This window comes from Streptomyces odonnellii, assembly GCF_000981895.1.
In the GTDB taxonomy this organism is placed as follows: Bacteria; Actinomycetota; Actinomycetes; order Streptomycetales; family Streptomycetaceae; genus Streptomyces; species Streptomyces odonnellii.
The window spans coordinates 27,521-54,424 of sequence record NZ_LATD01000035.1; the positions used below are offsets into that span (position 1 = coordinate 27,521).

A 26,904-nucleotide genomic window follows, 5' to 3' on the forward strand; every position below is an offset into this window, starting at 1 on the left:
GCGCGGGCTGTCGCCGTCCGGTGAAAGCCGCAGTTCAGGGGGCTCGGTAAGGCCTTTCCTGCCGGATCCCCAACTCCTGTGCCAGCACTGCCGCTTGGACCCGGCTGCGCAGTTCGAGCTTGCCGAGCAGCCTGCTCACATGCGTCTTCACCGTAGCCTCCGCCATCATCAGACGTACGGCGATCTGCGCGTTCGACAGCCCCTCGCCGAGACAGCCGAGCACCTCGCGCTCCCTGCGCGTCAGGACGTTCAGCATCTCGGGATCCGGGCTGTCGGCCTGCCGTACGGGCGCGGGCGCGGCGAACTCGGCGATCAGCCGACGGGTCACGGCCGGGGCGATCAGACCCTCGCCGCGGGCCACCGTCCGTACCGCCGCGAGGAGTTCGGCGGCCTCGGCGCTCTTCAGCAGAAAGCCGGACGCGCCGGCGCGCAGCGCCCCGAAGACATACTCGTCCAGATCGAAGGTCGTCAGCACCAGAACGTCCGCGAGCCCCTCGCCGACCACCGCCCGGGTCGCCGACACCCCGTCGAGCCGGGGCATCTGCACGTCCATCAGCACCAGATCGGGGCGGAGTTCGCGGGCCATCGCGACCGCCTCCTCGCCGTCCGCGGCCTGCCCGACGACCTCGATACCGGGCTCGCTGCGCAGGATGAGCACCAGGCCCGCGCGTACCGCCGACTGGTCCTCGGCGACCAGAACCCGGATCGTCATGCCCTACCGCTTCTCGTCATGCCGCGACGCTTCCTTCCACGACGGGCAGCTCGGCCCGCACCCGCCAGATCGTGCCGGTCCCGTCGCCGGTGACGGCCGGGCCCGCCTCGAACTCCCCGTCCAGCAGCGCCACCCGCTCCCGCATCCCGACCAGACCGGCTCCCGACCCGGGTGCGCGCGGTCCCGGCGCCGCGCCGAACGGGCTGCTGACGCAGACGGTCAACGCCCGCTTGGTGCGGGTCAGTTCGACGGTGACGGTACCGGGCGCGGCGTGCTTGAGCGCGTTGGTGAGGGACTCCTGGACGATGCGGTACGCGGCCAGCTCGACGGGGGCGGGCAGGCCGGGGGTACGGCCGTCGGTGCCGGCCTCGGGGGCGTCTTGCCGGTCCTGGCGCTCTTGCCGGTCCTGCCGGTCCTGCCGGTCCTGCCGGTCCTGCCGGTCCTGGTCGTCCCGGGGGTCCTGGTGGCCGTACGGCCGGCCGGTGTGGCGGTCGTACGGCCGGCCCTCGCGCCGGTCGTCCAGGGTGAAGGAGAGACCGCTGGAGGCGCCGTTCGTACGGGCCTGCTCCAGCAGCGTGTCCAGTGCGCGCAGGGTCGGCGCGGCGGCCGGTTCGCCGTCCCCGCTGCTTTCCCGCAGCAGCCCGATCAGCCTGCGCATCTCGGCCAGCCCCTCGACGCTGTTCTCCCGGATGACGGAGAGCGCGTCCCGGGTCGTCCGCTCGTCGCCCAGGGAGAGCGCCGCCGTCGAGTGGATCGCGATCGCCGAGAGATGGTTGGCGACCATGTCGTGCAGCTCGCGGGCCATCCGGGCGCGCTCCGCCCGTACCGCCTGGTCGCGGTCGATCTCGGCCAGCAGCGCGGTCTGCTCGGCCCGCAGTCGCGCGGCCTCGGCGGCGTCGCGGTGGTTGCGCACCACGGCGCCGGTGGTGGCGGGGGCGAAGCTGAGCAGCCCGGTGACCACGCCCAGCAGCAGGGCGGCCACATCGTGGAGCCAGGCGGCCAGCCCGATCGTCACGGTGATCGTGATCAGCGCGGTGGTCCAGGGGATACGGCGGGCCGCGGCCGGTGTCCCGTACAGCACCGCCGCGTACATCAGGTCCGTGAACATCACGACCGTCGCCAGGCTGCCGGTGGTGAACTGGTCGGCGACCAGGGCGAGTGTGCCGACGAGCACGGTCAGCCGCGGGGTGGTCCTGCGCAGGGTCTCAAGACCGGCCATGACGGTCAGGGGGAGGAGCACCCAGGCCCCGGAGAGGGGCCGGGTGTCCTGAATGGTGTGCAGCCCGACGAACCACAGCACCAGCCCGCCGAGCAGCCCGCCCGCGGCGATCAGCAGATCGTCGCGGTGCGGACGGCCGCGGACGGCACGGCCGTCACGGTACGGGCGCCGGAAGCCGGGCCATGGACGCCGGAGCGGGAGCAGGGCGGAAGCGCTTGCACTCACCCGCCCATCAAACACGCTCCACGCGGCTTCCGGCGTCCCCATCCCGGGGGAGCGACCGGTACATCGAAGGATGCAGCCGCGGTTCGTCACTGACGACGACGTACCGCGGCGGCACGGCCGGGAGCCTGGAGGGGACCGGAAGGAGAGGTCCTTGATCGTCACGCTGATCATCGTCTGTGAGGTCGGCTTCTGGGTGCTGCTGGCCGCCGGACTGGCCCTGCGCTATCCGGCGGGGATGCCGCGGCTGGGCGCGGCGGTCCTGCTGCTGGAGCCGCTGCTGGAGATCGTCCTGCTGGCCGTCACGGCCGTCGACCTCAAGAACGGCGCCGAGCCCGACTGGAAACACGGTCTGGCCGCGCTCTACATCGGCTACACCGTCGCCTACGGCCACTACACCGTGAAGTGGATCGACGGCCACGCCGCCCACCGCCTGGCCGGCGCCCCGCCCCCGCCCAAACCCCCGCGCCACGGCACCGCCAGAGCGCGCCACGAGGCCGGACTCTGGCTCCGTACGGTCTTGGCCGCGGCGGTCGCCGTGGCCCTGCTCCAACTGGCGATCTGGTACGTGGACGACGCCTCCAGCACGGGCCCCCTCACCGACTGGCAGCTCAGCGCCCTCCGGCTCGTGGGCATCCATGGAGTGATCGCCCTGACGTACACGATCTGGCCGAAGAAGCCACCGGCGGCGGGGGCTGCCGCGGGCACGGAGCGGTCATCGTCGATGACGAAGAACTGAGCACCTCCACTCTCTGCCCCTTCTGCTCCCTTCCTTCCCTGTTCTCGCTCATTGAATGGTACTTTGGGGAAGGAAAGGGAGTTGTGTGCTCGGAGGGCAGGCCGCGGTGCGGGAGTTCTATTCGGTGGAGCAGGTGGCCGGGCTGCTGGATCTGCATGTCAAGACCGTGCGGGGTTATGTACGGGACGGGCGGCTCAGGGCGACGCGGGTGGGGAAGCAGTACCGGATCGCCCGCGAGGACCTGGAGGCGTTCACCGGGAGTGCGGCGCCCCCGCCCGTGCGGCGGACGCGGTATGCCGAGGTGTCCGGCATCGTGCAGATCGACGCCATCAGCCCCGAGGCGATGACCCGGCTGACCAACACCGTCATGGCCCTCGCCCTGAGCCGGGACGGCAGTCAGGGCAGCGGCGACCGTCTGCGGGTCGAGACCGTGTACGACGAGGAGCGGGCCACCCTCAAGATCATTGTCCTGGGCGCCCTCGACACCACCGCCGACCTGCTGAAGGTCATCAACACCCTGCTCGCGCAGCCGGAATGAGAAAGGGACACCGCCCATGCCCGACGTACTCCAGCACCTCGACGGCACCCCCGTCCTCATGTGCGCGCCCGACGGGCCTCCGCTCGGTGACGAACGTGCCGCGACCGATGTGATCGGCGAGGGGCTGTACCTGGGCGCCGTGTGGGCCGTGGTGCCGGTCGCCCGGTTCACGGACGACTTCTTCCGGCTGCGCACCCGGCTCGCCGGCGACATCGTCCAGAAGTTCGCCAACTACCGCCTGAAGCTTGCCGTCGTGGGCGACATCACCTCGTACACCGAAGCCAGTACCGCGCTGCGAGACTTCGTCCGCGAGAGCAATCGCGGCACCCAGCTCTGGTTCGTTCCCGACACCGAAGCCCTGCGCACACGCCTCGCCGAGCCCGGCGGACCGGCCGCATCCCCGGCCTCGGCCGCGCACGCTTCCACGGACGAGGCCGTGTAATCGGGTTGATCGGGCGATCTTCATCAGCAGCAGCGCGATGTCGTCGCCGCCCCGGGGGGCCTGCCCGGACCGGCCCGCACAGCGGACAAGTGCTTTCGCGAGCGCGTCCAGTGGCTCCGGATCCTCTTCCGCCAGTCTGGAGGCGAGTTCCTCGATGGCCGTCTCCAGGTCCGTGCCGGGCGTCTCGACGAGGCCGTCGGTGTAGAGCGCGAGTACGGCGCCCGGGGGCAGCGGGACATCGGCGGTCCGGTACTCGGCCTCCGGCTCGATGCCGAGGAGAAGCCCGTTGGGTACGTCCAGGATCTCCGTACGTCCGTCGGGACGGCGCAGTACGGGCGGCAGGTGGCCGGCGGTCGCGATACGGGCCCGGTTGTGCCGCAGGTCGAGATGGGCGTACAGGCAGCTTGTGAACAGATTCGAACTCAGGTCGATCAGCAGGCGGTTGGTGCGCGCAAGCACCTCGTCCGGTGGCGCGCCCGCGCTGGCGTGGGTGTGGACGGCCGTGCGGACCTGCCCCATGAGGGCGGCGGCGTTCACATTGTGGCCCTGTACGTCACCGATGACGGCCGCGGCCGAGGTGTCGTCCAGTCTGATCAGGTCGTAGAAGTCGCCGCCGATGTCCATGCCGCGGGTCGCCGGGAGATAGCGGGCGGCGACTTCGAGGCCGGGGATCCGCGGCAGGTCGTGCGGCAGCAGAGCGGCCTGGAGACCTCGTGCGACCTGGTTCTCGGTGTCGAAGAGACGGGCCCGCTCCAGCGCCTGCGCCATCACCCCGCCCAGCGAGGTGAGACCGGCGCGCTCCTGCGGCGAGAAGGGGTGCGGCTGGTCGTAACCCAGGACGCAGCAGCCAATCGTACGGCCGGAGGCGAACAGCGGCAGATAGGCGAAAGCGGCCATTTTCCGGTACAGCTCGATCTGCGGGTAGGTGCGGCGGAGTTCCTCGTTGTTCGCGTAGAACGCGGGAGTGCCGGTCTCGATGGCCCGCAGGCTCGCGCCTTCCGCGGTCAGGGGGAGCCCGTCGAAGTACTCCGCGACCCCCGGCGGGAAGCCGCGGGAGGCGACGACCCGGATCCTTCCCTCGTCGGCGCTGAGCACCGCCAGCCCCTGGACGTTGATGACGGGCATGATCTGGCGGGTGACGGCCTCGGCCACGTCCTTGACCCCGACGGCCTCGGTCAGGGCCGTGGACAGGTGCAGCAGATGGAAGAGGGCGCCCGGGCGGGCCTGGGCCGTGACCGGCGGGGTCAGGAACGGTTCGCGGTCGTGGCCGGGCGGATCGGTGGGCGTGATGCGGACGCTGATGCCGGTGGCGTCGGGGTAGAGGGTGAAGGCCAGCCAGCGGTCGGGGGGTCGCAGGGCGACGAAGGGGGTGGGGAGCCGGCTGAACATCGCCGCCAGGTAGGAGTTCTCGTACACCGGGTCGTTCAGCCAGGGCAGGGCTTCCCAGGGCCTGGCCCCCAGCAGATCGTGGTGGCCGCGGCCCAGCAGTTCGGCGGCCTTGCCGTTGAGGAACGTCATACGGCCTTCGAGATCCAGCTCGCAGATCCCTTCCGGAAAGCGCTCCGTCAGCTCGGCTCCGGGCTGTTCGTGCCGGGTGGGCGGCGGGCCCACGATACGCAGATCCGTGGGCCGCATCGGATGCCCGTCGTCCGCGGCCAGCCGCAGGAGGCGGCTGATCCGGTGGCGGGCGTCGTTGGTGGCCATGGCTTCCCGGCGGGACAGCTCGGGAGCGTGCGTACCGGGCCATATCTGGAGCATGGCGCCCCAGCGGGTGTCGCCGGAGGTCAGGGGTACGACGCTCAGGGCTACGTGGTACGGCAGCGCGAGCGCGGTACGGGGAAACCGGTGCGCCAGCTCCGTATGGCTCGCGACCCATACCGGCCGGCCCTCGCGCACCGCCTCGGCCACCGGGACGGGCGCGGCCAGTGCCACCCGGGTCCATGGGCCGGCCACGTGCCGCGACACACCGGTCACCACGACCATGCGCAGCACCTGGTCCTGCGGGATCAGCAGATACACGGCGCCGATGTGCGCACCGGTTTCCCGTACCAACCCCGCCAGGACGCGCTCCACCTCTTCCGCGGTGCGGTCGTCTCCGTACGGGCTGTCACCGTGTGCTCCGAGCCCTCCCGGCTCTCCCACGTCTATGCCACCGCGGGCGACGCGGAGGGAGCCGGGCCCGATCGTCGACGGGGACGCTGTCCGGCGGCGGTCCGGGGGGTCCGGACGCATCGAACATCGTGCATATGTGGACGATAGCGTTCAAATGGGCTATTTACACCCCCCGGTCGCGGATGGGGCGCTCGCTGGTTACGGATGGTGACGGGCGGGTGGTGACGGGGCCGGATGAGGTCAGACGCGGGCTGGCTCCTGTCCTCCGTCGGACAGGGCCTAGGGTCTTTCGTTTGGATCTGGCTGGGTCAGGGAGCGGGGTCTGGTGCCGTGGATCGCAAGGCGGAGGAGGGAGCCCACGCGGAGCGTAGGCGACTGACGACAACGCCGCGAGGCGCGGTGCCGGGGCCCGCGAGCCCAGCAAGATCCAAACGAGAGGCCCTAGGTCTGCGGGACGTCCTTGATGAACACGAGGCCGTCGTACGCGGGCAAGTGGGCCGGGTCGAGCGGCGCGTAGCCGTAGTACGGGGACACACGGGGCGCGGGAAGCATGTCGCCGAGGGCGGTGGCCAGCCGCGGTGCGTCGATGAGGCAGCGGTCCTCCGGGAGCGCGTACAGGAGTCCTTCGAGCGTGTCCGGCGGCGGCGTTCCCACCCCCTGGTGCCGGATCGTGCCGAGGGCCGTGGCGAGGAAGGCGTACTCCTCGCCGAGGTGGGCGCTCACGATCGCGCCGGCGCTCCACCACTCCACCGGCGGCTGGTCCCACATACGCATCGTGCTCTTCTCCCGCTGGAGGTGGGAGTTGTGGGCATGGACGAGCGCCGGGCCCCGCGCGGCGACGGCGAGGAGGTTGTCGGCCATCATCCGGTCCCGCAGGCCCACCAGCCGGGTCATACGGGCCGGTGAGGTGTCGGCCATCCAGTGGTGGTAGCGCAGCAGCCCGGCGGCGGTACGCCCGTACAGGCGCGCCCGGTCCCAGTCGTCCCGCGAGGTGGCCGTGATCAGGTGCGGCGTCTGCGTTTCGAGCAGCGCCACCAGATCGTCGGCGAGCAGCCGCAGTTTCCCGGCCTCGGCCGACTGTCCCACGGACTGCGACGGGTCCGTCATCGCGGCCGGATCGGTCCACCGGTCGTCGGGGCCGAGCAGGCGGTCGAGCGTTTCCGCGGTGCAGGGGAGCAGGCCCGTGTCCACCCGGGCCGCGACCGCGAGGTACTCGTGGAGCGCGGTGAGGGCCTGCCGGGGGCTCGCGGCGCCGGTGATCTCCAGCGGGCCGTCGAAACCGGCGAAGCGGAGCTGCTCGGACGGGGGCCGTCCGTCGTTGTACGCGCGTATCCAGCGGACGAGTTCACGGTTGGCGGCGGAGGCGCCCCAGCCGTGGCTGAATCCGCGCGCCATGACCTCGTCGAGAGTGCCCTTGCCCGAGGTGACGTAGTCGTCCACGACCAGGCCCATCATGCAGTCGCTCTCGATCGCGATCGTCCGCCGGCCGTCCTGGATCTTCTGGGGGTCCTCCTGTACGTGGCGGTCCCCCTGCTCGTGGTGGTCCGCCTGCTCGACGAGCTGCCGGAAGAGTTCGTTGCGCAGGTCGAGCAGCGTGTCCTCGCCGTGGGTGGGTTCGCCCAGGGCGAGCAGCCGAGGCCGGGCCGGGAGCAGCTTCATGACGGCGGCGGCCTCGACGGCATGGGCGATGTCCTTGATGTCAGTGCCTGTGACCATGCCTTCAACGCTATCGTTGAACCTTCGGTTGAGACTTTTTTTCGCGATCAGCCTGACAGCAGTCGTGACAACAGCGGTGACAACAGCCGTAATAGCAGCCTTACCAGCATCCCCCAACGGCCGCGATATGGTCAGGATCGTGGGACAGGACCTTCAAACCGACGGGCAGCTCAGGCTCAGGCCGATCGATCTGGCGCGCGGGCACGGGCTGTCCACGCAGGCGGTCAGGAACTACGAAGAGGCCGGGATCCTTCCGGCGGCCGGTCGCACACCCCACGGCTACCGCACCTATACGCCGCTGCACGCACGGGCCCTGGACGCGTTCCTCGCCCTGGTGCCCGGCCACGGCCACCGGACGGCGACGGCGGTCATGCGGGCCGTGAACCGGGGCGAGGACGACGAGGCGTTCCGGCTCGTCGACGAGAGCCATGCCCAGCTACTCGACGACCGGCGGACACTCCAGGCCGTGGAGCGCGCGCTCCGCGACCTGGCGTCCACCGAGGTGTCCGGGCCCGGTGCGGAGCCCGAGTCCGGTGCGGGTTCCGGGCCCGGTGCGGGTTCCGGGTCGGCCGTGGTGTCCGGGCACGGCGGTACGTTCATCGGACCGCTGGCGGGGAAGCTCGGGATCCGGCCCGCGACGCTGCGCAAATGGGAGCGTGCCGGGCTGGTGCGTCCGCGCCGCGACCCGTTGACCGGGTATCGGGTGTACGACGAGGCGGACGTACGGGACGCCCGGCTGGCCCACCAGCTCAGACGGGGCGGCTACCTGCTGGAGCAGATCGCCCCGCTGATCGCCCAGGTACGGGCCGCCGGCGGGCTGGAGCCGCTGGAGGCCGCGCTGAGCGACTGGCGTGGCCGGCTGTCCGCCCGGGGGCGGGCGATGCTGACCGGGGCCGCCGAACTGGACGCGTATCTCCGCGAGCGCGGATGACCGTCGGCTGTCGGACGTCCCCCGTCGGCTGGTCTGTCGGACGTCGCCCGTCGGCCGTCGATCCGGCTGAAGTGGCCGCTGTGGAGGGCCCGTTGCCGGGCGCCAAGCGGGGAGGCCGTGTCCGAGTCCGGCTGTGGCCGATCGGACTGTGGGCATGACCGGTCGGCCGATGCGGCGGTACGGGACGTGCGCCTAGCGTCAGTTGTGGATCAGGCCACCGCCACCACCCACCCCGAACCCGAGGGATTCCGATGGAAATCCGACCTCCGCTCACAGCACGCACCGACGCCGATACAGCCGACACAGCCGATACAACGGAGTTTGAGTCCGACGTCATCGACCTTCTCGCCGAGATGCTGCTCCGCGCGCACAAGCGCGAGCTCCCGAATGTCGGTACGGAGGATCTGCTGGCCGCACTGGTCATGGGTGACTCGGCAGCCGGCGAGGCGATCGCTCCCGGTATGCGGCGAGCCGGCTCGCTGAGCGGGATGATCGCGGGCAAGGCGGGGCTCGGATGGGTGAGCGACGACGGCACCGTCGCCGACGACAACACTGGCGATGACCACAGTGACGACGGCAGCGTTGTCGACGGCAATGCCCGCGACGGCGGTGACAGCACCGGCGCCGGAAATGGCGGCGGCACCTCGGCCGTACCCGCAGCGGCCGTACCCGCCGACGAGCACGAGGTCGACGCCGCCTGGCGGCTGGCCCAGTGGCACACCGCGCGGCGCTTCCGGGGAGAAGACGCGCCGGGCGACCGGCCGTGGCCCGAGCCGTCCGGCGCGTTGCGCGCCTGCCTGCTCCATGCCTTCCGGCTCGCTCGCGCGGAGGGACGCCTCGGTGTGTACTCCCGCCATGTGGCCCGCGCCCTGCTGGACCTCCCCGGCACCAGGGCGCGGGAAGCGTGCGTACTGAGGCGGCTCGACCTGACCGCCGCCTCCGCCGCGCTGGACACGCTCGACGACAAGGCCGCGGCGGCGGCCGAAGGGCCGGGAGGCGGCGGGCCGGGCGCCGAAGGACCGGGGACGGAGCGGCCGCAGTCCCCGGCCGTCACCGTTCTGCGCCGGGCCGGGCTGCTGGAGGACCGGAGCAACTGGCTGGCGCGCAAAGTGATGTCGTGGACGTCCGGCAGCCTCGACGACGGTACGCCCGTCCTGTTCGCAGTGTCCGTGGAGGCCAAACGTCAGGCCGTACGATGCGGACGGAGCACGGCGGAACCGGTCGATCTGCTCCTGGCCGTCCTGGGCCTGGACCGGGCGCTGTCCGTCGCCCGACGGTCGCTGCCCGAGGCGCTGGTCCCCGCCAACGAGGCCGCCGCTCTGCTGCGTACGCACGGAGTGCGCCCGGTGTCACTGGCACGGTCGGCTCGCGCCGTCGATCCGCTCGTCGTGTCCGGCGACGTACCGTTCTCCGCCGCGGCCGAGCGGACCCTCGCCGTGGCACGGCTCACCGCCGCCGAGCACGGTGCTCCCGGCGTCGGTACGGTGCACCTCGTGGCCGCGCTCCTCAACGAGGCCGAGGGACCGGCTTCGGAGCAACTGCGCGCACAGGGTGTGGACTTGGCCGCGCTGAAGGCGGACCTGAGTCTCCGACTGAGCGCGTGAGGGGCCGGCCCCACGATGACCGGACCGGTTCAGCCGACGCTACCGTTGCCGCGCGGACACACCGGGGACGGACCTCAGGGGCGAGGGCAGGGATGACGGTGAGGCGCGTGCTCGTACGTACGCGGCGGGCATGGGCACGCGCGAGGTCCGGGACGCCCCGCGCCACCGCGGAGTCCGGGACGGCGCGTACGAGCGGCGGGTCCGGGACGGCACGTACGACCGGGGAGTCCGGGAAGGCAGGTACGACCGGCGGGTCCGGGACAGCGCGGGCGACCAGGGGGCCCGGAATGGCGCGTACCACCGCAGGGCCCGGGACGGCGCACGCCGTACGGCCGGTGCCGTCGGCGCACACGATGCCGCCGGAGTCGCGCCGCGCCCGGTCGGCGCGCGCCGTGCGGTCGGTACGGTCCATCCGGCCGGCACACGCCGTGCGGTCGCTGCTGCACGAGACGACAGAGGGCTGGGCCGCCGTGCGCCGCGCCCCGCGCCGTACCGTCGCCGCCGAGGCGCTGGGCTGTCTGCTGACGGCGGCCCTCGGGCTGATCCCCCTGCTGCTGGTGCTCCCGGACCGGCCGGTCCTGGCCGTGCTGGAAGCGCTGTACGCGGCGTGCCTGATGCCCCTGCGGCGCGGTCGGCCGTTCCTGGCGGTGGTGGGTACGGCGCCACTGCTCGTCGGTCCGAACGTCTGGGTGCTGGCGGTCGCGCCGCTGATCGTGCTGCCCGCCACCCGCCGGATCGCGCCCCCGCGCCGCGCGTGGCACGCCGTGTGGGCGGCCTGCGCGCTGGCAGCGGTGCTGACGATCGCGGAGCGGCTGTTCCGGCCGGGCGCCTTGGCGGAGGAACTGGCCGGGAACGGCCTCTCCGCCGTTCTCCTTGTGCTGCTCCCCGCGCTTTCCGGGGTACTGCTTGGGCGGCGCCGGCCTCTGGTCAGTCTGCTGCGGGAACGCAACGCCTATCTGGAACAGGCCCGTTCACTGACCGCCGCCGCGGCGCGGCTGGAGGAACGTACCCGTATCGCAGGTGAGATGCACGATCTCCTCGGCCATCGGCTGAGCCTGATATCGGTGCACGCCGGGGCGCTGGAACTGGCCGCCGCACGCCAGGCACCGCCATTGGCGGGGCAGGCCGAGCTGCTGCGTACGACCGCCGGTACGGCGATGGAGGAACTGCGCGACATCCTGGGCCTGTTGCGCCGCGAGGACACGGCGGTGCCGGTGCCCGAGCCCGACGCGAACCGGGGGACACGCGAGGACATCGCCGCTCTGGTGGCGGAGTCCCGGCAGGCGGGTGTTGCTGTCGAACTCGACTGGTCGCTCCCCGACACGGCCGAACCGGGCCCGCGCACCCGCCAGTCGCTGCACCGCGTGGTCCGCGAGGGGCTGACGAACGTGCTCAAGCACGCGTCCGGGGCGCCCACGCGCGTGGAGGTCGGGATCGGCCCCGGTGGCCGAGGCGCCTCCGGCGGCAAGGGCGCTCCCGGCGGCAGGGGTGCTCCCGGTGGCAGGGGTGCTCCCGGTGGCAGCGGCAGCGACTCCGTCCGGATCGAAGTCTCCGTCACCAACGAGCCGCCGCGCGCGGGACGTCACCAGGGGACCGGAAGCCGCAGCGGGCTGGCCGGTCTGGAGGAGCGGATCGCACTGCTCGGGGGTTCGTTCGTGGCGGGCCCCCTGCCGAACGGCGGGTTCCGCCTGGCCGCCGTACTGCCGTGCCGTCCGGACGGCACCACCCTGGCCGTACCCCTGCCGGGGGCCGTCCCCCCGACGGGCACCCCGCTCACCGGAACCAGCCCTCCACTGTCGGACGAGGTCCTCACCTGGCCACGGGTGCTGGGTGCGGGCTGCGCGGCCACGCTCGTGATCCTGCCCACGGCGACCTTTCTGATCATGCTCCTGGCGATGGCCGCTCTGAGATGAAGTCGCCCTGGGACAAGGCCGCTCGGGGATGAAGCCGCCCTAGGATGAAGCGGTGATCCGAGTCCTCATAGCCGACGACGAGGCGTTGATGCGCGCCGGTATCAAGCTGATCCTGGAGAACGCCGAGGACATCGAAGTGGTGGCCGAGGCGGGTGACGGCCATGAAGCCGCCGCGGCCTGCCGCGACCGGACGATCGACGTGGCGCTGCTCGACATCCAGATGCCGAACCGGGACGGAATCGCCGCCGCCGAGGACATCGCCCGCACCTCCCCGGCCACCCACGTGGTGATGCTCACGGCATTCGGCGAGGAGCAGAGCGTGACGCGGGCCCTGCGCGTCGGCGCGAGCGGCTTCCTCCTCAAGGACACGGGCCCCACCGAACTGATCCACGCGGTACGCCTCGCCGCGAGCGGCGAACCGGTGCTGGCCCCCCGGATCACCCGGCAGTTGATGGAACGGCACGTACGCTCCGCCCAGGACACCCAGGCCGCCCGGAGCAAGGTCGAGTCCCTGACCGCCGCCGAGCGGAACGTCCTACGGCTGCTGGGCACCGGCCTGTCGAACGCCGAGATCGCCGACGAGCTCTACCTGAGCGCGAGCACGGTCAAAGCCCACATCAGCCGAATCCTCACCCGCACGGGCTGCGCCAACCGCGTCCAGGCCGCCGTCCTGGCCCACGACGCGGAACTGCTCACCGACCACTGAAGCCGTTGCCTCTACGGCGTCCAGCCCGTCGGACCTGCCGGACACGCTGACGGTCCGCGCCCGCACCCCGGCCCAGAGGTCACTGGCCCACGCGTCCGTCGATGCGCTCGCGCAGCAGATCGGCGTGTCCGCAGTGACGGGCGTACTCCTCGATCCTGTGCACCATCAGCTCCCGGACCGCGATCCCGTCCTTCCCCACACGCTCACCCAGGTCCGGATGCTCGGCCAACGCGGCGTCGGTCGCGGCCTGTTCGCGCTCCAGAGCGGCGTACGCGGCGTCGACCTCGGCCTGGTCGGCGACAGCTCCGTCGAAGTCCGCGTCACGCTCGCCGTACAGCTTCGGCAGCGGATCTCCGTCGCTGATCCAGTTGCGCCAGTCCCGTTCCACCTCGACGAGGTGCCGGAGCAGACCGAGCAGCGACATCGTCGACGGCGGAACCGACCGACGGGCCAATTGCTCCGCGTCCAGACCCTCGCACTTCATCCGCAGTGTCGTCCGGTAGTCCGCGAGGAAGTCCAGCAACGTCGCAAGCTCGCCGTCGGGACTGGCTCCATCCCGGTTACGGGGGTCGTCGTCCGGGTCGGCCCACATGTCGGGGTAGACGGTCGCCTGGCTCCATCGTGCTGGCTGGTCGCTCATGCGGTCCATGGTCGGCCGTGGGGGCCGACGTCCGCCAGTGCATTACGTTTGATGTGCTCTTCACGGGACTACCGTGTGCTGCCTGGTCAGGTGCTTTCCAAGAAGTCCCTCACGAGGGGGGTCGGATGGAGGGCGAGCTTTTTCCTCAGGCCGGTGAGGAGGCTGGTTCCGCGAGCGGAGGTGACGCCCCCGAGCGCCTGTACCGCCCGAGTGGCGGTGTGTACGGCGGCGTCGAGGTTGCCGAGCGCGAGGTGAGCGTCGGCTTCGCGGGTCAGGCGCAGCGCGGCGGTGCGCGGGTGGGACTGGTCGTGTGTGCCGGTCCGGTGGGCGGCTGTGACGGCGGCGTGGTGGGTGAGGGCACGGCGGGGGTCGCGGAGGTCGAGGGCGTTGGTGGCTGCCCAGCCGTGGAGTTCGTCGCGGTTGATCCAGTAGACACAGGCGGGTTCGTTGTCCGGGAGGCCGGCGCGGTCGTAGGCGTCGAACATGGCCTGTTCGGCGCGCCGACTGGCCAGGTTGTTTCCGGCGCGTGCGTGGGCACGGGAGGCGCGGGCGTGGAGCACGGCGGCCATCCGGGGGGATCCGGTCCGGGCGGCCTGGCGGTGTGCGGCGTCCACGAGTTGGAGCGCGCCTGCGGGGTCGCCGGTGCTGTAGCGCAGCATGGCCCAGAAGCCGAGGGTGTTGGCACGCCGACGGCATCGTCTGCGTCGACGCCTTCGGGTTCGCCCCCGATCCGAAGGGCGTACTGCGGGAGATGCGCAGAATACTGCGTCCCGGCGGCAGGGCCGTCCTGACCTCCGGCAGTCTCCGCAGCCGCCCGGTGGCCCCGCCGTGGCCGGAGCGGGCCGCAGCGGCGGGCCTGGAGCTGGAGTGGGAGGAGGAACGGCCGCACGAACCGGCGATGTGGAGCCGCCTCTACCGGCTGTGGACAGAACACGAGGCGGACCTGCGGCTTCACCTCGGCGACGACCAGGCCGAGAGCATGCTCACCGAAGCACGCACAAGATCACGGACCGTCGGTGACCGACGGTCCGTCACCGTTACGCTGAAGCGGCCCGGTTGCAAGGACGAACCCTCACGACCACGGCCCGACAGAGCCGTCCAAGGGCACGGAACGAAAGGCAGGTAAGCCGGCCGATGCCAACTCGTGTGGCCGTCTACGGGGCTGGGTCCTGGGGCACAGCGTTCTCCATGGTCCTCGCCGACGCCGGGTGTGAAGTTGCGCTGTGGGGGCGCCGTCCCGAACTGGTCGATGCCATCAACATCACCCGCACCAACCCCGACTACCTGCCGGACGTGCTCCTGCCGGACCGGATCACCGCGACCGCTGACGCGGCCGAGGCAGCCAAGGGCGCCGACATCGCGGTGCTCGCAGTCGCTGCGCAGACCCTGCGTACCAACCTTGTTGCATTGGCCCCGCTTCTCTCGGACGACACCGTTCTCGTCTCCCTGATGAAGGGCGTCGAACTGGGCACGGCGAAGCTGATGAGTGAGGTGATCGCGGAGGTCACGGATGCCGGGCCCGAGCGGATCGCGGCTCTCTCCGGACCCAATCTCGCCGGCGAGATCACCCGCCGGCAGCCTGCTGCGAGTGTCGTGGCCTGCTTGGACACGGACGTCGCCGAGCGACTGCAAGCCGCCTGCCACACCCCGTACTTCCGTCCGTACACCAGCACCGATGTCATCGGCTGCGAACTCGGCGGAGCCGTCAAGAACGTCATTGCCCTGGCCGTGGGCATCGCCGACGGACACGGCCTCGGCGACAACACCAAGGCGGCGCTCATCACCCGAGGTCTCGCGGAGACCACCCGGCTTGCCCAGGCCATGGGCGCCGACCCACGGACCCTCGCGGGACTCGCCGGTATGGGCGACCTCGTCGCCACCTGCTCCTCACCCCTGTCCCGCAACCACACCTTCGGAACCAACCTCGGCCGCGGCCTCACGGTGTCCGAGACGGTCGCGGTCACCCAGCAGACAGCCGAAGGTGTCACCTCTTGTAAGTCCGTGCTGGATCTGGCACGGCGCCATCATGTCGACATGCCGATCACTGAGACCGTTGTCGGCATTGTCCATGGCGGTAAGTCGCCGCAGGAGGCCATCAGGGAGCTGATGTCCCGCTCGGCGAAACCCGAACTTCGCTGACTGGGCAGCTTGGACCACGTCGAGCAGTGTTGTCCCGACGGGCGGGTGGTTCAGTCGGTGGCCACGCCGGAGCGGATCACGGCGACGAAGTGGGCACATGCGGTGGCAGGGACGAGGAGTGCCGGTCCGGTCCGGTTCTTGGCGGCCTCCGCACCATGGGGAAAGCCGCCACTTCGGTGGGCCCAGCAAGGGGCCTTGTCCAGTTGTGTCCGGACCGTACGTACTCGATGCAGGCGGTCCGGACTTCCGAGTTGGTTGGTCGTCAGGGCCGGGGCAGGGACAGCATCGGCATCCGTGGATGGTGCACGTGCTGCTCGTTCCCGTGAACATGCAGCCGAAAGGTCTCCGGCCCTGGACGGCCTGCGGTGTCGTAGGCGGTCAGGACGGTCTCGACGCGGTCCCAAAGGCGGAACGGGCCGCTCTCGCGTACCTGCCACCTGCCGTCGCGTGCGGTGAGCGAGGCGGCGGAGCCAGTGACGACGTCGACTAGGTGCACGACCTCGTCGACAGTGACCATCTGCACGTCCGGCACGGCGCACTGGGTGAGGAACCGCAGATGGAATGCTTCCTCGGTGGCGGCCGTGATCCGCTCCGGGCTATGCAGGGCTGGACGCGCGGTCGTGGGGAGGCCGGCGGCCCAGTGGGCAGGATTGCCGAATGCGGGGGCCGCCTGAGTGCGGGCGGACATGAATGAGACGGTGCCGCCCAGCAACGGTCCCTCGGCGGTGCCGTCGCCGTTGACGGTCAGCAGAACGCGCGCGTATCCGTAGAGCCAGCCGCTCAGAGTGAGCAGGATTTTCCCGCCGGGCCTGGTCTGCGCGGTCAGGGCCGGAGGTACGGCGCGGAAGGAACAGGCGGCCACGATCCGGTCGACCGGTGCTTCGGGCCAGTAGCCGTACAGTCCGTCTGCCACGGCCAAGGTGGGCGTATAGCCGCAGTCGTACAGCGCCGCTGCGGCCGTCTCCAACCGACGGCCGTCGACCTCGATGGAGGTGACGGCGTCGGAACCGAGGCGTTCACATGCGAGAGCAGTGGAGTAGCCGCTGCCGGTGCCGAGTTCAAGCACTGTGTGCCCCTCGGTGATGTCTGCGTCCGCCCACATCCGCACCACCAGGGACGGCAGCGTGGATGAGGATGTCGGGGCCCCGCCGTGTCTTGCCGCGGGTTGCTTCCAGTCCGGCTCGTCACCGTCGAACTGCGTGATCAGCGTGGCGTCCGAGTACGCGGCGGCGAGCCACCGGCTGTGGTCGAGTTCGGCGGTGACCGGTTCCCACACCGTCAGCCCGCGGTCGTCCCGCTGGTCGGCGGGCAGATAGAAGCCGGGCACGAAACGATGCCGGGGCACCGTTCGCACCGCCTGTCGCCAGGCCGGGTCGGCCAGGGAACCAGCCTCGGTGAGGGACCTGGCCAGAGACTCGCGCAGGCGGGCCGCCTCGGTCTCAGACTCGGCGGGCACGGTCATGAACCGCTGCCTCCTTCCTGCTCAAGATGTCGGCGAACGCCTCGGTGATGGCTTCCGCGTCGGGAAGCCAGCCCCATTGGCCGTTCGGATTGCACTCGATCCAGGTCCAGTGTCGTGGGTCGTCCCCGTCGTCGGTGAGGGCGAAGTCGAAGCAGCCGAAGAGCAGGTCGAAGGCGGCCAGGTAGCTGTGCATGGCCGCCTCGATCGGGGCTGGCACGGTGATGGGAGCGTGCAGCAGCTCGTCCCAGTTGCCACGACGCCAGTCCAGAGAGCCGTCCGGCGCGGCGATCTGCTGAGCGAACACTTGGCGGCCGACGACAGTCACCCGTACATCCCCGGTCTTCGGTACCTCGGCCTGGAACAGGTGCGCGGTCACTGCGAGCGCGTCGTCAAAGGTCTCCGGAGCGACGCGCTGGGTCCAGAGCGCCCCGGTGTGGCCACCTTCGTCGGGAGGCAGGCCGCGGAAGGACTTGTAGACGACCGGGCCGTTGTCGGAGGCGAACTTCCTTGCGGCTTCGGCGTCGTTGGTGACCAGGGTCGGCGGGATGGTGAACCCGAGCCGGGCGGCCATCCGGAGCTGGGCGGGTTTGAAATCGGCGCGGGCGACGGCTGCGGGGTGGTTGATGTACCGGGCGCCGTCCAGGCTGCTCAAGATTCCGCCGAGGCCGTGCCGGGCTTCGGCGGAAGCGAAGTCGCGCTGCTGCGTCGGCAGATGCGCGAACCGGGCGGTGTACGGGGTGGGGCGGCGGTAGTACACCGCCGCCACCTCCCTCAGCTCCACCTCGCGGCTTGCTGTACGCAGTCGCCCGCTCCACGCCGGTGCCCCGACACCGATGCGGGCGCTGAAAGTCAGGCCCGCCCCGATGTCGGCGGGGTCGACGCGTGCGACAGGCACCCCGCGCTTGTTCAGCGCATCGATGACCAGATCGGCGGTGGTGTCTTCCAGGGACGTGACGACCAGAACGAGGGGAGCCACCGGTCAGTCCGACTCGTAGTCGGTGGTGTTGTCGTCCTGGGTCTGCGGCTGCGGGTTCTGCCCGTCGCCGCCGCCGGACACCGAGGCGGTGCCCTTGGTCTTGGATGTGCCGTGTTTGCCCATCTCCACCACCTGGCCGACGGCGTCGGTGTAACGGGCGGTCTGCGTGGCCTCGTTCAGCGTCACCGCCGTGTACGGCGGGGCGCCGACCGGCAGCCGGTCGGTCACCAGCCGCATCGCCCATGGAGCCTGGGGCACAAGCGTCGCCATGCGAGATCTCCTTTTCTCTTCTGGTCCGGGGGCAGCCGGTCGACTGTCCGCGTCAGCAGAATCCGCCCACCCGCCGGGCCCTGGCCAGTACCGTATAGGTCGCGAACCGTGGCGAATTCATTGCACTGCGTAATTGCGTGTCCAGGGAGGCGAATGCCAATGGCGGGCGGGACTGGCAATTCGCATCTTGCGCTGTGGATCGGCGCGACCGGTCTGTCCCAGGGTGAGATCGCCCGCCGGATCGCTGCCGAAGCGGTGCGCCAAGGTCACCGGCAGATTGCTCCGGACGCCACCCGCGTCCGTCGCTGGATCGACGGCGAACGCCCCCGTCCGCCGGTCCCCGTCCTGCTCGCCGCCGTGCTCTCCAAAGTGGTCGGGCAGCCGCTCACTCCGGGTGATCTCGGCCTGTCCCCAGCCGGAGCGGTGCTGGATACGATCCAGGTACCGCTGTTGACCGAGGCAGCCGCCCAGACCCTGGCCGGATGGACGCAGATGGACCTGTTCATGGACCGCCGTGAAACCCTCAGGCTTGCCATCGGCGCTCCGCTGATCCTGGCAGCCGAACGGATGCTCGGTGGCATTGCCCGGCCCCTGAACCGCGCTCGTCAGGGCTTCGACGCCGATACCGTCACCGCGCTGGAACAGGTCACCGACTTCTTCACCCACGCCGACGCCACAAAGGGGGGTGGCCTCTATCGGTCGGCGATCGTCGCCCAACTCGCTGAGGTCGCCCGTCGCATCCAAGCCGGCGTCCCGGCTGGTCTGAAGACCCGGATCTTTGCTGCGACTGCCGATTTGGCTGCGCTTGCGGGATGGGTGAGTCATGACTCCGGCCGTTATGCGACCGCTCAGCGCTATTGGAGCTACGGCATCTATGCGGCCGGCGAAGCCGGACAACGCGATCGCGGAGTGGAGATTGTGACCCGCATGTCTCACCAGATGATCTATCTCGGTCGGCCGGAGGACGCCCTCGGGCTCCTTGGTGTCGCCGCGGCCAAGGCCGAGCAGCCCGTCATAAGAGCTCTGGTCGCTTCACAGACCGGGCGGGTGCACGCGGCTCTTGGCGATGAGCGCCAGGCCGATACACATCTCGGCGCCGCCGACGAATTCTTGGCCGACGGCTTCGGGGACCTGCCCGATTGGGTCGCTTACTTCGACGCTGCCGAGCACGCCGGGGCCCGCGCCGTCTCCGCTCGCGATCTTGCCGCGCTCGGCCGCCCTCATCGGCCCGCAAGTACTCACTTCCTCGAAGCGCTGAAGCTGCGGGCGCCCGGTTTTGACCGTGTCCGTGTCATGGACCGAGTCGGACTCGCCGCCGCGTTCTTCGACGAAGGTGACCCTGAGCGGGCCGCAGAGGCGGCCCGGCGCGCACTCGACGACGCCGCCCGTGTCGACTCCACGCTTGTGGCCTCCCGACTGAACACTTTGTTGGAGGCTGCCCGCCCCTACCACACCTCCGCCACCGATGAGGTACGCACTCGGGCAAAGGATCTCGCGGCTGCCCGGCCGACGGTGGTCGCGGCCTGAGAGCATGGGAGCCATGGGCAAGCACCGCCGACCTGGCCCACCGAACCAGCCGCCCCGCGCCGTCCCGGCCGTTGACCCCGGTGATCCGGTCGCCGCATACGAGAAGCGCCGCCGTGCGCCGCTGGACGGCCCGCGCCGTCATCGCCCCGTGCGTGGCGGCGCGCGCCATCTCGATCCGCACGCTCCGAGGATCTTGGAGGAGTGGACCGGTTTCGCGTACGCACCTGTCGGCACCGCCCTCGGTCTCGCTGCGGCGCAGGCATGGGTGGATGAATTCGACCCTGGCGCGACGGAGGGGTGAGGAGCCGTGACGCGGTGGCCGGCCTCTACAGCCCGTTCAGGCGTGCATCCGTAGCGACCGCGTCGGAGCGGACGAGGTCGATGAATGTGGCCCATGCGGTGGCGGGGACCAGGAGGGTGGGGCCGGGCCTGTTCTTGGAGTCGCGGATGCCGACTCCGGGCGCCAGGCGTGCGACCTCTACGCAGTTATTTCCGGTGCCGTCGCTGTATGACGACTTGACCCAGGCCGCGTCCTCGGGCTTGTGCTGTCGGCTCGTCACACCTCAGACCGTACGAGCGTGGCGGCTCTCCGCGTCAGGGGGAAAGCCGCCACTTCGTTGGGAGTTGGGCTCAGTTGTGTGTGGCGCGCACGAACTCGATGAAGGAGGTCCAGCCCTGGGGGGTGGCGGTCAGGGCCGGGCCGCGCTTGTCCTTGGAGTCGCGGATGCCGACGCGGTTGGTCAGGTCGGCGATCTCCACGCAGCTATCACCAGTGCCGCCGCTGTACGACGACTTGAACCACGCGTCTTCCGGAGCCAGCTCTGCGGCTGTGATGTGAGTGTTAATGGCCCTACAACTCTCGCGCTAGTCGATGCATGAACTCTGGTGTGTCCTCAAGCGGAAGCGCCGAGGCGATCATGGTGTTGAACCGTCGGGTGAACCGCGCCACCTCCTTGGGCTTGTCCGAGGTCGAGACGGCACCCCAAGCGTTGTCGACCTGCACCATGGGCGGCAATCCATCCACCAGGTCAAGGATGGCGAGGTCACTTCTCGCCCGGTACCCCCGGCTGTTGAAAGGAAGCACCTGGATCTTGACATGGTCGAGCTGGGACAGCCGTGTGATTTCTTCGTACTGGTCCAGCATCACCTGTGGGCTGCCGATCGCATAGCGCAGGGCTGCCTCACCCAGGATCACCCAGAGCTTGACCGGATGCGGTTCACGGTCCAAGACCCGCTTCTTGCGCTCCATACGGAGTGCCACGTTGTGGCGGACGAACTCGCTGGTAGTTTCCTCGACGGGTTTCTCGATCTCGAAGATCGCCTTGGCGTAGTCCTCGGTCTGGAGCAGGCCATGGACTACCGCTGGGTGGTAGATCCGGATCTCCTGGGCCTCCGCCTCGATTCCGACGAAGCCCTGCATGGCGGGCTGCATATGACTGCGGTACCGCGTCACCCAATCCTGGCTGGTCGCGTCGCGGTTCAGCTCGACGAGCTGATCGATGACATCCGGATCGTCAACGCCGTACTTGTCCAGCAGCTTGCGCAGGTCGCCGGTGTTGCGGAAGCTCAGACTTCCGGTCTCGATCCGCTGGAGAGCGGCCTCGGAGAGCTTTGTTCCCTGGACGGCCACCTTGCGGGGCATCGGCTTGCCGTTGTCCATGAAGATGCTCTCGCGCATCTGCCGCATCTGTAGGCCCAGTTCGAGGCGCCTTCCGGTTGCCCCACGCTTTGCTGCCACTGTGACCCCTCGCTGTGTCTCTGTGCTGATCAGGTGTTGCCGTGTGCAGAGTGTTACACCTCGTGTACGTCCCCCGCAGCCCCTCTTGCAGGTTTGGGCATAGTCCAATTCGATCTGCTTTGAATTTTCGAAGCAGATTCGATTGCAGGTGAATGGACTTGCCCGACAGGCTAGTTGAGCAGCGCCGATGGCGTGCTGACGAACCGTCAGTAGGACTATCCGTGGAGGACCAACCATGACCCTCAGAGCACGCGTACACGCATACGAAGACCTCACCCGGACGAGGTCCGGTTCGGACGGGCTTGCGGGGTGGCAGCTCAGCATCGAGCGGGCCCTGCGGGCGGGTCGGCGCGGGATGGCCGAAGGAGACGAGCGGTGGCCCGGGCAGGTGCGGCGGGGCGGGGTCGCGCGGGTTCGAGCGTGGGGGCTCGGGGAACTCGCCGACGACATCGGGCTGTTGCTCAGCGAACTGGTCACCAACGCACTGCGGTACGGGCGCGGGGATCAGGTCGGGGTAACGCTCCGGCTCACCGGGCTCGGGATGCTCCGGGTCGAGGTGGACGACGGGTCGCCCGTACCTGCCCGTATCCGTACCGCCCGCCCGGGGGACGAGAGCGGGCGCGGGCTGCTCGTCGTGGACGCGGTCGTCGCCGAACGCGGTGGGGAGTGGGGCGTCAGCCCCGACGGGACCAAGACCTGGTGCTCGCTCCCGGTCGGTACGTCGCGGGCCGCCGCCACGACCCGTACGACCGGCACCCTGGCCGCGCACACGGCGGCCCCCGCCCCGACGGCACGTACGGCCCTGGTCGTGCGCACGGCCCCGGCCGCGTACCCCGCCCCGGCCGTGCACACGTCGGCGGGGGAGCGCCGGTGAAGCCGACCGCCGCGCAAGGCCCGTCGACGCCACGCCCGTCGACCCCACGCCCGCCAGGAGTCGTCCCGTACATCACCGCCTGGGGCGCGGAATGGCCCCTGTACCCGCCGCCGGTGACGGGCCGGTCCGGTGGCCGGGGCATCGCGTACGTCGACGAGCACAGCATCGACCGCGACGAGGAGGGCGTGCTGTGGGCCCGGGCGACGTACCGGCCGGGGCAGGGGCGGCCCGAGTTCGGCAACGTGCACCCCCTGCGGCAGCGCCGGGCCATGCAGCGAATGCTGTGCCAGGTCTGCGGCGGGCCCGCCGACCGCAACGAGCGCGGCGTGCTCTGGCTGCTCGCCGATCACCGCCGCGACTGGCCCGGCTGGCCGGAGACGATGGCCGCGACACACCCGCCGGTCTGCCTCCCCTGCGCCGCGGACTCGACCCGCGCCTGTCCGCACCTGCGCCGTGGATTCGTCGCCGTACGGGTACGGGAACCGCGGATCAGCGGGGTGTACGGGGCGCGCTACTACCCGCCGAACCCGTTCATCGGACCCGTCGAGCACGTCGTCAAGGCATACGGCGACCTTGGGATCCGCTGGGTGATCGCCTCGCAGCTCGCCATGGAACTGCGCGGCTGCGCGCTCGTCGATCTCGCAACCGAACTCGCCGCCGCCGACCGGTGAGACGGGCTCCGGCCGGTGAGATGGGCAGCAGCCGGTGAGACGGGCGGTACGTCAGCGCTCGCCGCCCGGCACCCAGAGCACGTCCCCGACCTCCTTGTTCGCCATGCGGGCGAGAATGAAGAGCAGGTCGGAGAGCCGGTTGAGATAGGTCGCCGTCAGGGCGTTCATGGTCTCGCCGTGCACCTCCAGCGCCGCCCAGGTCGAGCGCTCCGCGCGGCGTACGACCGTGCATGCCTGGTGCAGCAGGGCCGCGCCCGGGGTGCCGCCGGGGAGGATGAAGCTGCGGAGCTTGTCGAGCCGCTCCAGGAAGCGGTCGCAGTCCGCCTCCAGCTTGTCGATGTACGGCTGCTCGACGCGCAGCGGCGGGTACTCGGGCTTCTCCACCACCGGCGTCGACAGGTCCGCGCCCACGTCGAAGAGGTCGTTCTGGACCCGGACGAGGACCTTCACCAGCTCCTCGGGGAGCGCGCCGAGCGCGATCGCGGTGCCGATGACGGCGTTGGCCTCGTTGGCGTCGGCGTACGCGGCGATCCGCAGATCGGTCTTGGCGGTACGGCTCATGTCGCCGAGAGCGGTCGTGCCCTTGTCGCCGGTGCGGGTGTAGATGCGCGTCAGATTGACCATATGGCCAGCCTAGGCCGTGTCTGCCACATGGCGTCGTCCGCCCGCCAGGCGTCGCGCGCTGCACGGGATGTGGCGCACACGGCCCGGGCCGTGTGCGAAGGGGCCGGCGCCCCGGAAGACACCGGCCCCGGCCCCCGTGGTGCTCAGCCCGCCATCGGCTTGCCCGTCTCCAGCAGCGACTTGAGGTCGCTGAGCACCATCGCCCAGCCGCCGCCCGCCTCCTTGATCCTGCCCGCGACCTGGGCCGCGTGCGCCGGCGCGTCGGTGACGTCGTGCGTCACGGTGAGCTTCACGACGCCTCCGTACGGCTCCTCCTCGATCTCGTACGTCAGGCGCGTGTACGGTTCGGCCGCCAGCTCGGGCGTGAAGAGCATCCGGTACGTCTGGACGAGCCGGTGCGGCGCCTCGGCCTCCACGACCTCGCCCTCGATGATCTGCTCCGGCGCGCCGTGCGCCCGCATCTCGTCGCTGGACAGCGAGCGGTACGCACCGCCCGGGCGCAGGTCGAACTCGCTGGCGCAGCCGTAGCCGTACTTCCCGTTCCAGTCGGGACTCGTGATCGCGTCCCAGACCGCCTGCGCCGTCGCCTTGATGTAGATCCGGTGGACCTGGACCGTACTGGTCGACTCGGCCGTGGCAGTGCTCATGTGTTCCCCTCCAGCTTGTGCTTCAGCTCGGTGAGCGCCGACACCTGGCGCTCGGTGTACTTGTCGATCCATCTGTCGTGGATCAGCCGGATCGGCACCGGGTTCAGGAAGTGGTGCTTCTCCCGGCCCGATCTGCGTGTGATGACTAGCCCCGCCTCCTCAAGCACCTTCAGGTGCTTCATCGCTCCGTACCGCGTCATCTCCAGCTCGGACTCCAGCTCGCTCAGCGTGCGTCCGTCGCGCGCGAACAGCAGGTCGAGCAGGAAACGGCGGGTCGGATCGGCCAGCGCCTTGAAGACCCGGTCGTCGTCGCTCACGCATCGAGAATAGGTGACCAGATGGTCACATGTAAAGCCTGGCGCAGCCTGGCGTAACGCGGTCCGAGCCGCCCCGCGGCCCCCGCCGCGGTCCTCAAGTGCGCTGCGTGCGGCCTCCGGTGGACCGTCCCGGTGTGATGTCCGTCATCCGGGGCGTGACGCGCATCTCTTCGCTGTCACATGCGCCTGCACGCCCGCTAACCTCCGCAGAGCGCGCAATGTAAACACGCGTTAAAGCCGCACCAGAGCCGAACCGGATCCGAAGAAGAATCGTGGGGTGTGACGTGGCCAGGAAGCTCGCCGTCATCGGGGCCGGACTCATGGGGTCCGGGATCGCGCAGGTCTCGGCCCAGGCAGGCTGGGACGTCGTGCTGCGCGATGTCACCGACGCGGCGCTGGCCCGGGGGATCGACAGCGTCAAGGCGTCGTACGCGCGGTTCGTCGCCAAGGGCGCGCTCGAAGAGGCCGACGCGGACGCGGCCCTGGCCCGGATCACCACGACCACCGATCTGGACGCCGTCGCCGACGCGGACGTCGTCGTCGAGGCCGTCTTCGAGAAGCTGGACGTCAAGCACGAGATCTTCCGCGCGCTCGACAAGCTCGTACGGGACGACGCCGTCCTCGCCTCCAACACCTCGGCCATCCCGATCACCAAGATCGCGGCGGTGACCGGGCGTCCGGAGCGCGTCGTCGGTACGCACTTCTTCTCGCCCGTACCGATGATGCGGCTCTGCGAGCTGGTGCGCGGCTACAAGACGAGCGACGAAACCCTCGCCACGGCACGGGAGTTCGCCGAGTCCGTGGGCAAGACCTGCATCGTCGTCAACCGCGATGTGGCCGGCTTCGTGACCACGCGGCTGATCTCCGCGCTCGTCGTCGAGGCCGCGAAGCTGTACGAGTCGGGCGTCGCGTCCGCCGAGGACATCGACATCGCCTGCAAGCTGGGGTTCGGCCATGCCATGGGGCCGCTCGCCACCGCCGATCTGACCGGAGTCGACATCCTTCTCCACGCGACCGACAACATCTACGCCGAGTCGCAGGACGAGAAGTTCGCCCCGCCGGAGCTGATGCGCCGGATGGTGGACGCGGGTGACATCGGCCGCAAGAGCGGGCAGGGGTTCTACAAGCACTGAGCGGGCATCCGAGAGTCGGGCGCTGAGTCGCGTCACACCGCTCCGGTATCACCCCACGGGGTGATTTTGGTATCGGTTCGCTTACAGACGGCAACTTCTCCGCCCTTGCGGCAGTCAGTTGTTGGAATACATAGAAAACACAGCAGACAGAACACAACGGAACGCGGAAGCACTCTCGGGGAGCGCATATGCACATCAGGGGCGACCACGCCGAGCTGGTCGTCGGGGGCCGCCTCGACGTTCGCAGCGCGGCGGACGCCCGTACGGTCCTGCACTCGGCCGTCGACGACGGAGTCGGCGATCTCGTGCTCGACCTGACCGAACTGGACTCCTGGGACGCCACCGGACTCGGCGTCATCATGGGAGCCCACCGACGCGCGGGGCGGTGTGGTCGGAGGCTTGTGCTGCGCGGCGTTCCGCCGCAGATGCAGCGCCTGCTCGTGGCCACGCGGCTGCACCGCATTCTTGCCATCGAGGGCGGGATCGCCGCGGAATCACTGCCGCGGGTCTGACCCGGCCGCGCCTGTCCGTGCCGCGCCTGTCGGCGCCGCGCTTGTCCGCGTCCCGGCGGCCCGCGTCCTTCCCGCCAGATCTGCTGGAAACCAGCCACATCGCACAATCCTCATAAGACCGTGATGTCTTGGACGCGGCGGTACCCCGGCTGTTCACGGATAATGGCCTCAGGTCTAGGGTCGGCGCGTCTGCCGACGACCGACCCATGGAGCAGGCACCGGACCGGAAGCGACAGATGGGCGTGCGAGGCCGGGGGGCAGCGGCACGCCACGATCTGGGGGGCTTTTCACCATGGACCCGATGAGCCGGGGACCGAAAGATTTCGGCCACGACGACCAGCGCCACGACGACCAGCGCGACGACGAGCGGCACGAGGAGCAGCGGTACGAGAGCGAGGACGCCGAAGCGCCGCGCCCGCCCCGTGTCGAGATCACCCCCGCCATCACCGCGGCCCTCGCGCCCACACGCACCCCTCCTCCGGCGGTCACCCCCGCCCTGGCCCATCTCAAGGGCGCGGGG

General features: G+C 70.3%; 30 protein-coding genes and 1 pseudogene. 16 read left to right on the top strand and 15 right to left on the bottom strand.

The features are described from left to right. Positions 1 to 34 precede the first annotated feature (34 nt). Complete coding sequence (locus tag WH07_RS05625) at positions 35 to 712, bottom strand: response regulator (protein WP_046496059.1); 678 nt, start codon at positions 710 to 712, stop codon at positions 35 to 37. A gap of 16 nt (positions 713 to 728) precedes the next feature. Next, on the bottom strand, positions 729 to 2,048 hold the full coding sequence (locus tag WH07_RS40855; RefSeq protein ID WP_046496112.1) for a sensor histidine kinase: 1,320 nt from the start codon (positions 2,046 to 2,048) through the stop codon (positions 729 to 731). A 259-nt stretch (positions 2,049 to 2,307) separates the two neighbouring features. On the opposite strand from WH07_RS40855, the gene WH07_RS05635 reads away from it, so the two are divergent. The 3 genes from WH07_RS05635 (at position 2,308) to WH07_RS37140 (ending at position 3,872) form a co-directional block, all read left to right on the top strand. Beyond that, on the top strand, positions 2,308 to 2,892 hold the full coding sequence (locus WH07_RS05635) for a hypothetical protein (protein WP_046496061.1): 585 nt from the start codon (positions 2,308 to 2,310) through the stop codon (positions 2,890 to 2,892). 85 nt (positions 2,893 to 2,977) lie between these two features. After that, a complete protein-coding gene (locus WH07_RS05640) occupies positions 2,978 to 3,430 on the top strand; it encodes a helix-turn-helix domain-containing protein (RefSeq protein ID WP_232788730.1) in 453 nt (150 codons plus the stop codon). Between the two features lie 58 nt (positions 3,431 to 3,488). Beyond that, positions 3,489 to 3,872, top strand: coding sequence for a DUF4180 domain-containing protein (locus WH07_RS37140; protein ID WP_408645805.1), 384 nt, complete (start codon positions 3,489 to 3,491; stop codon positions 3,870 to 3,872). Positions 3,873 to 3,893: 21 nt separating this feature from the next. On the opposite strand, the pseudogene WH07_RS05645 reads toward WH07_RS37140, so the two are convergent. Then, positions 3,894 to 6,014 (bottom strand): annotated as a pseudogene (locus WH07_RS05645) (SpoIIE family protein phosphatase); the annotation flags it as partial. Between the two features lie 411 nt (positions 6,015 to 6,425). Continuing rightward, positions 6,426 to 7,700 (bottom strand): erythromycin esterase family protein, encoded by a 1,275-nt coding sequence (locus tag WH07_RS05650; RefSeq protein ID WP_046496063.1) that lies wholly within the window; start codon positions 7,698 to 7,700, stop codon positions 6,426 to 6,428. A gap of 139 nt (positions 7,701 to 7,839) precedes the next feature. Between WH07_RS05650 and WH07_RS05655 the strand changes: the two genes are divergently transcribed. From WH07_RS05655 to WH07_RS05670, 4 genes are all read left to right on the top strand, one after another. Further along, positions 7,840 to 8,631: a TioE family transcriptional regulator gene (locus WH07_RS05655; RefSeq protein WP_046496117.1), complete on the top strand. Its 792-nt coding sequence runs from the start codon at positions 7,840 to 7,842 to the stop codon at positions 8,629 to 8,631. Between the two features lie 251 nt (positions 8,632 to 8,882). Next, positions 8,883 to 10,235, top strand: coding sequence for a Clp protease N-terminal domain-containing protein (locus tag WH07_RS05660; RefSeq protein ID WP_046496065.1), 1,353 nt, complete (start codon positions 8,883 to 8,885; stop codon positions 10,233 to 10,235). Positions 10,236 to 10,522: 287 nt separating this feature from the next. Beyond that, positions 10,523 to 12,148, top strand: coding sequence for a sensor histidine kinase (locus tag WH07_RS05665; protein WP_232788731.1), 1,626 nt, complete (start codon positions 10,523 to 10,525; stop codon positions 12,146 to 12,148). A gap of 52 nt (positions 12,149 to 12,200) precedes the next feature. Then, positions 12,201 to 12,854 carry a response regulator gene (locus tag WH07_RS05670; protein ID WP_046496067.1) on the top strand — a complete coding sequence of 218 codons (654 nt, stop codon included), beginning with the start codon at positions 12,201 to 12,203 and terminating at the stop codon, positions 12,852 to 12,854. Between the two features lie 79 nt (positions 12,855 to 12,933). On the opposite strand, the gene WH07_RS05675 is transcribed toward WH07_RS05670, so the two are convergent. Both WH07_RS05675 and WH07_RS05680 read right to left on the bottom strand, forming a co-directional pair. Further along, positions 12,934 to 13,503, bottom strand: coding sequence for a DinB family protein (locus WH07_RS05675; protein ID WP_063775736.1), 570 nt, complete (start codon positions 13,501 to 13,503; stop codon positions 12,934 to 12,936). Positions 13,504 to 13,580: 77 nt separating this feature from the next. Beyond that, positions 13,581 to 14,153 carry a hypothetical protein gene (locus WH07_RS05680; RefSeq protein WP_052744263.1) on the bottom strand — a complete coding sequence of 191 codons (573 nt, stop codon included), beginning with the start codon at positions 14,151 to 14,153 and terminating at the stop codon, positions 13,581 to 13,583. On the opposite strand from WH07_RS05680, the gene WH07_RS42095 reads away from it, so the two are divergent. Both WH07_RS42095 and WH07_RS05690 read left to right on the top strand, forming a co-directional pair. After that, entirely contained in the window at positions 14,096 to 14,620 is a 525-nt protein-coding gene (locus WH07_RS42095) for a class I SAM-dependent methyltransferase (RefSeq protein WP_157877246.1), read from the top strand. The genes WH07_RS05680 and WH07_RS42095 overlap by 58 nt on opposite strands. 8 nt (positions 14,621 to 14,628) lie before the next feature. Further along, the gene (locus WH07_RS05690; protein ID WP_046496073.1) at positions 14,629 to 15,633 is read left to right on the top strand and encodes an NAD(P)H-dependent glycerol-3-phosphate dehydrogenase; all 1,005 of its coding nucleotides are present in this window, start codon (positions 14,629 to 14,631) and stop codon (positions 15,631 to 15,633) included. A 262-nt stretch (positions 15,634 to 15,895) separates the two neighbouring features. Here WH07_RS05690 and tgmC read toward each other — a convergent pair whose 3' ends face one another. From tgmC to WH07_RS05705, 3 genes are read right to left on the bottom strand one after another with little or no spacing between them, the layout of a single operon-like run. Further along, positions 15,896 to 17,095: an ATP-grasp peptide maturase system methyltransferase gene (gene tgmC / locus WH07_RS05695; protein ID WP_046496076.1), complete on the bottom strand. Its 1,200-nt coding sequence runs from the start codon at positions 17,093 to 17,095 to the stop codon at positions 15,896 to 15,898. Further along, positions 17,073 to 18,071 carry an ATP-grasp ribosomal peptide maturase gene (tgmB, locus tag WH07_RS05700; protein ID WP_046496077.1) on the bottom strand — a complete coding sequence of 333 codons (999 nt, stop codon included), beginning with the start codon at positions 18,069 to 18,071 and terminating at the stop codon, positions 17,073 to 17,075. The genes tgmC and tgmB overlap by 23 nt, the downstream gene beginning before the upstream one ends. 3 nt (positions 18,072 to 18,074) lie before the next feature. Further along, positions 18,075 to 18,341 carry a putative ATP-grasp-modified RiPP gene (locus tag WH07_RS05705; protein ID WP_232788732.1) on the bottom strand — a complete coding sequence of 89 codons (267 nt, stop codon included), beginning with the start codon at positions 18,339 to 18,341 and terminating at the stop codon, positions 18,075 to 18,077. Positions 18,342 to 18,500: 159 nt separating this feature from the next. Here WH07_RS05705 and WH07_RS05710 point away from each other — a divergent pair, with 159 nt between their 5' ends. Beyond that, positions 18,501 to 19,868, top strand: coding sequence for a hypothetical protein (locus tag WH07_RS05710; RefSeq protein ID WP_046496079.1), 1,368 nt, complete (start codon positions 18,501 to 18,503; stop codon positions 19,866 to 19,868). A gap of 13 nt (positions 19,869 to 19,881) precedes the next feature. Next, complete coding sequence (locus WH07_RS37145; RefSeq protein ID WP_079022968.1) at positions 19,882 to 20,169, top strand: DUF6087 family protein; 288 nt, start codon at positions 19,882 to 19,884, stop codon at positions 20,167 to 20,169. A 25-nt stretch (positions 20,170 to 20,194) separates the two neighbouring features. On the opposite strand, the gene WH07_RS05715 is transcribed toward WH07_RS37145, so the two are convergent. From WH07_RS05715 to WH07_RS05725, 3 genes are all read right to left on the bottom strand, one after another. After that, positions 20,195 to 20,428: a DUF397 domain-containing protein gene (locus WH07_RS05715; RefSeq protein WP_046496081.1), complete on the bottom strand. Its 234-nt coding sequence runs from the start codon at positions 20,426 to 20,428 to the stop codon at positions 20,195 to 20,197. A gap of 70 nt (positions 20,429 to 20,498) precedes the next feature. After that, complete coding sequence (locus WH07_RS05720) at positions 20,499 to 20,714, bottom strand: DUF397 domain-containing protein (protein WP_332836345.1); 216 nt, start codon at positions 20,712 to 20,714, stop codon at positions 20,499 to 20,501. Between the two features lie 4 nt (positions 20,715 to 20,718). Continuing rightward, positions 20,719 to 21,546, bottom strand: a complete 828-nt coding sequence (locus WH07_RS05725) for a DUF5753 domain-containing protein (protein ID WP_232788733.1) — start codon at positions 21,544 to 21,546, stop codon at positions 20,719 to 20,721. Positions 21,547 to 21,841: 295 nt separating this feature from the next. Between WH07_RS05725 and WH07_RS05730 the strand changes: the two genes are divergently transcribed. After that, a complete protein-coding gene (locus WH07_RS05730) occupies positions 21,842 to 22,480 on the top strand; it encodes an ATP-binding protein (RefSeq protein ID WP_157877247.1) in 639 nt (212 codons plus the stop codon). Further along, a complete protein-coding gene (locus tag WH07_RS05735; RefSeq protein ID WP_046496088.1) occupies positions 22,477 to 23,151 on the top strand; it encodes a hypothetical protein in 675 nt (224 codons plus the stop codon). Before WH07_RS05730 ends, WH07_RS05735 begins: the two co-directional genes overlap by 4 nt. Positions 23,152 to 23,202: 51 nt before the next feature. Here the strand turns inward: WH07_RS05735 and WH07_RS05740 are convergent, their stop codons facing one another. From WH07_RS05740 to WH07_RS40865, 3 genes are all read right to left on the bottom strand, one after another. Next, positions 23,203 to 23,775 carry a cob(I)yrinic acid a,c-diamide adenosyltransferase gene (locus WH07_RS05740; RefSeq protein WP_046496090.1) on the bottom strand — a complete coding sequence of 191 codons (573 nt, stop codon included), beginning with the start codon at positions 23,773 to 23,775 and terminating at the stop codon, positions 23,203 to 23,205. A gap of 143 nt (positions 23,776 to 23,918) precedes the next feature. Then, positions 23,919 to 24,422: an SRPBCC family protein gene (locus WH07_RS40860; protein WP_046496093.1), complete on the bottom strand. Its 504-nt coding sequence runs from the start codon at positions 24,420 to 24,422 to the stop codon at positions 23,919 to 23,921. Further along, positions 24,419 to 24,739, bottom strand: a complete 321-nt coding sequence (locus WH07_RS40865) for an ArsR/SmtB family transcription factor (RefSeq protein ID WP_046496095.1) — start codon at positions 24,737 to 24,739, stop codon at positions 24,419 to 24,421. Before WH07_RS40865 ends, WH07_RS40860 begins: the two co-directional genes overlap by 4 nt. 284 nt (positions 24,740 to 25,023) lie before the next feature. Between WH07_RS40865 and WH07_RS05755 the strand changes: the two genes are divergently transcribed. From WH07_RS05755 to WH07_RS05765, 3 genes are all read left to right on the top strand, one after another. Further along, a complete protein-coding gene (locus WH07_RS05755) occupies positions 25,024 to 25,872 on the top strand; it encodes a 3-hydroxyacyl-CoA dehydrogenase family protein (RefSeq protein ID WP_046496097.1) in 849 nt (282 codons plus the stop codon). A gap of 188 nt (positions 25,873 to 26,060) precedes the next feature. After that, positions 26,061 to 26,384, top strand: a complete 324-nt coding sequence (locus WH07_RS05760) for an STAS domain-containing protein (protein ID WP_046496099.1) — start codon at positions 26,061 to 26,063, stop codon at positions 26,382 to 26,384. A 301-nt stretch (positions 26,385 to 26,685) separates the two neighbouring features. Continuing rightward, positions 26,686 to 26,904: hypothetical protein (locus WH07_RS05765; RefSeq protein WP_046496101.1), on the top strand; the 219-nt coding region annotated here is incomplete at its 3' end.

Excerpts from the sequence above, each read along its gene's own strand:
- WH07_RS05725 (WP_232788733.1), bottom strand. The coding sequence starts at position 21,546 with ATGCGCGAGAGCATCTTCATGGACAACGGCAAGCCGATGCCCCGCAAG.
- WH07_RS05730 (WP_157877247.1), top strand. The coding sequence starts at position 21,842 with ATGACCCTCAGAGCACGCGTACACGCATACGAAGACCTCACCCGGACG.
- WH07_RS37145 (WP_079022968.1), top strand. The coding sequence starts at position 19,882 with ATGGGCAAGCACCGCCGACCTGGCCCACCGAACCAGCCGCCCCGCGCC.
- WH07_RS05675 (WP_063775736.1), bottom strand. The coding sequence starts at position 13,503 with ATGGACCGCATGAGCGACCAGCCAGCACGATGGAGCCAGGCGACCGTC.
- WH07_RS05760 (WP_046496099.1), top strand. The coding sequence starts at position 26,061 with ATGCACATCAGGGGCGACCACGCCGAGCTGGTCGTCGGGGGCCGCCTC.
- WH07_RS05690 (WP_046496073.1), top strand. The coding sequence starts at position 14,629 with ATGCCAACTCGTGTGGCCGTCTACGGGGCTGGGTCCTGGGGCACAGCG.
- WH07_RS40860 (WP_046496093.1), bottom strand. The coding sequence starts at position 24,422 with ATGAGCACTGCCACGGCCGAGTCGACCAGTACGGTCCAGGTCCACCGG.
- WH07_RS05625 (WP_046496059.1), bottom strand. The coding sequence starts at position 712 with ATGACGATCCGGGTTCTGGTCGCCGAGGACCAGTCGGCGGTACGCGCG.
- WH07_RS37140 (WP_408645805.1), top strand. The coding sequence starts at position 3,489 with ATGTGCGCGCCCGACGGGCCTCCGCTCGGTGACGAACGTGCCGCGACC.
- WH07_RS05740 (WP_046496090.1), bottom strand. The coding sequence starts at position 23,775 with ATGGTCAATCTGACGCGCATCTACACCCGCACCGGCGACAAGGGCACG.
- WH07_RS05680 (WP_052744263.1), bottom strand. The coding sequence starts at position 14,153 with ATGCTGCGCTACAGCACCGGCGACCCCGCAGGCGCGCTCCAACTCGTG.
- tgmC (WP_046496076.1), bottom strand. The coding sequence starts at position 17,095 with ATGACCGTGCCCGCCGAGTCTGAGACCGAGGCGGCCCGCCTGCGCGAG.
- WH07_RS05660 (WP_046496065.1), top strand. The coding sequence starts at position 8,883 with ATGGAAATCCGACCTCCGCTCACAGCACGCACCGACGCCGATACAGCC.
- WH07_RS05705 (WP_232788732.1), bottom strand. The coding sequence starts at position 18,341 with ATGGCGACGCTTGTGCCCCAGGCTCCATGGGCGATGCGGCTGGTGACC.
- WH07_RS05650 (WP_046496063.1), bottom strand. The coding sequence starts at position 7,700 with ATGGTCACAGGCACTGACATCAAGGACATCGCCCATGCCGTCGAGGCC.
- WH07_RS05665 (WP_232788731.1), top strand. The coding sequence starts at position 10,523 with ATGGCGCGTACCACCGCAGGGCCCGGGACGGCGCACGCCGTACGGCCG.
- WH07_RS05710 (WP_046496079.1), top strand. The coding sequence starts at position 18,501 with ATGGCGGGCGGGACTGGCAATTCGCATCTTGCGCTGTGGATCGGCGCG.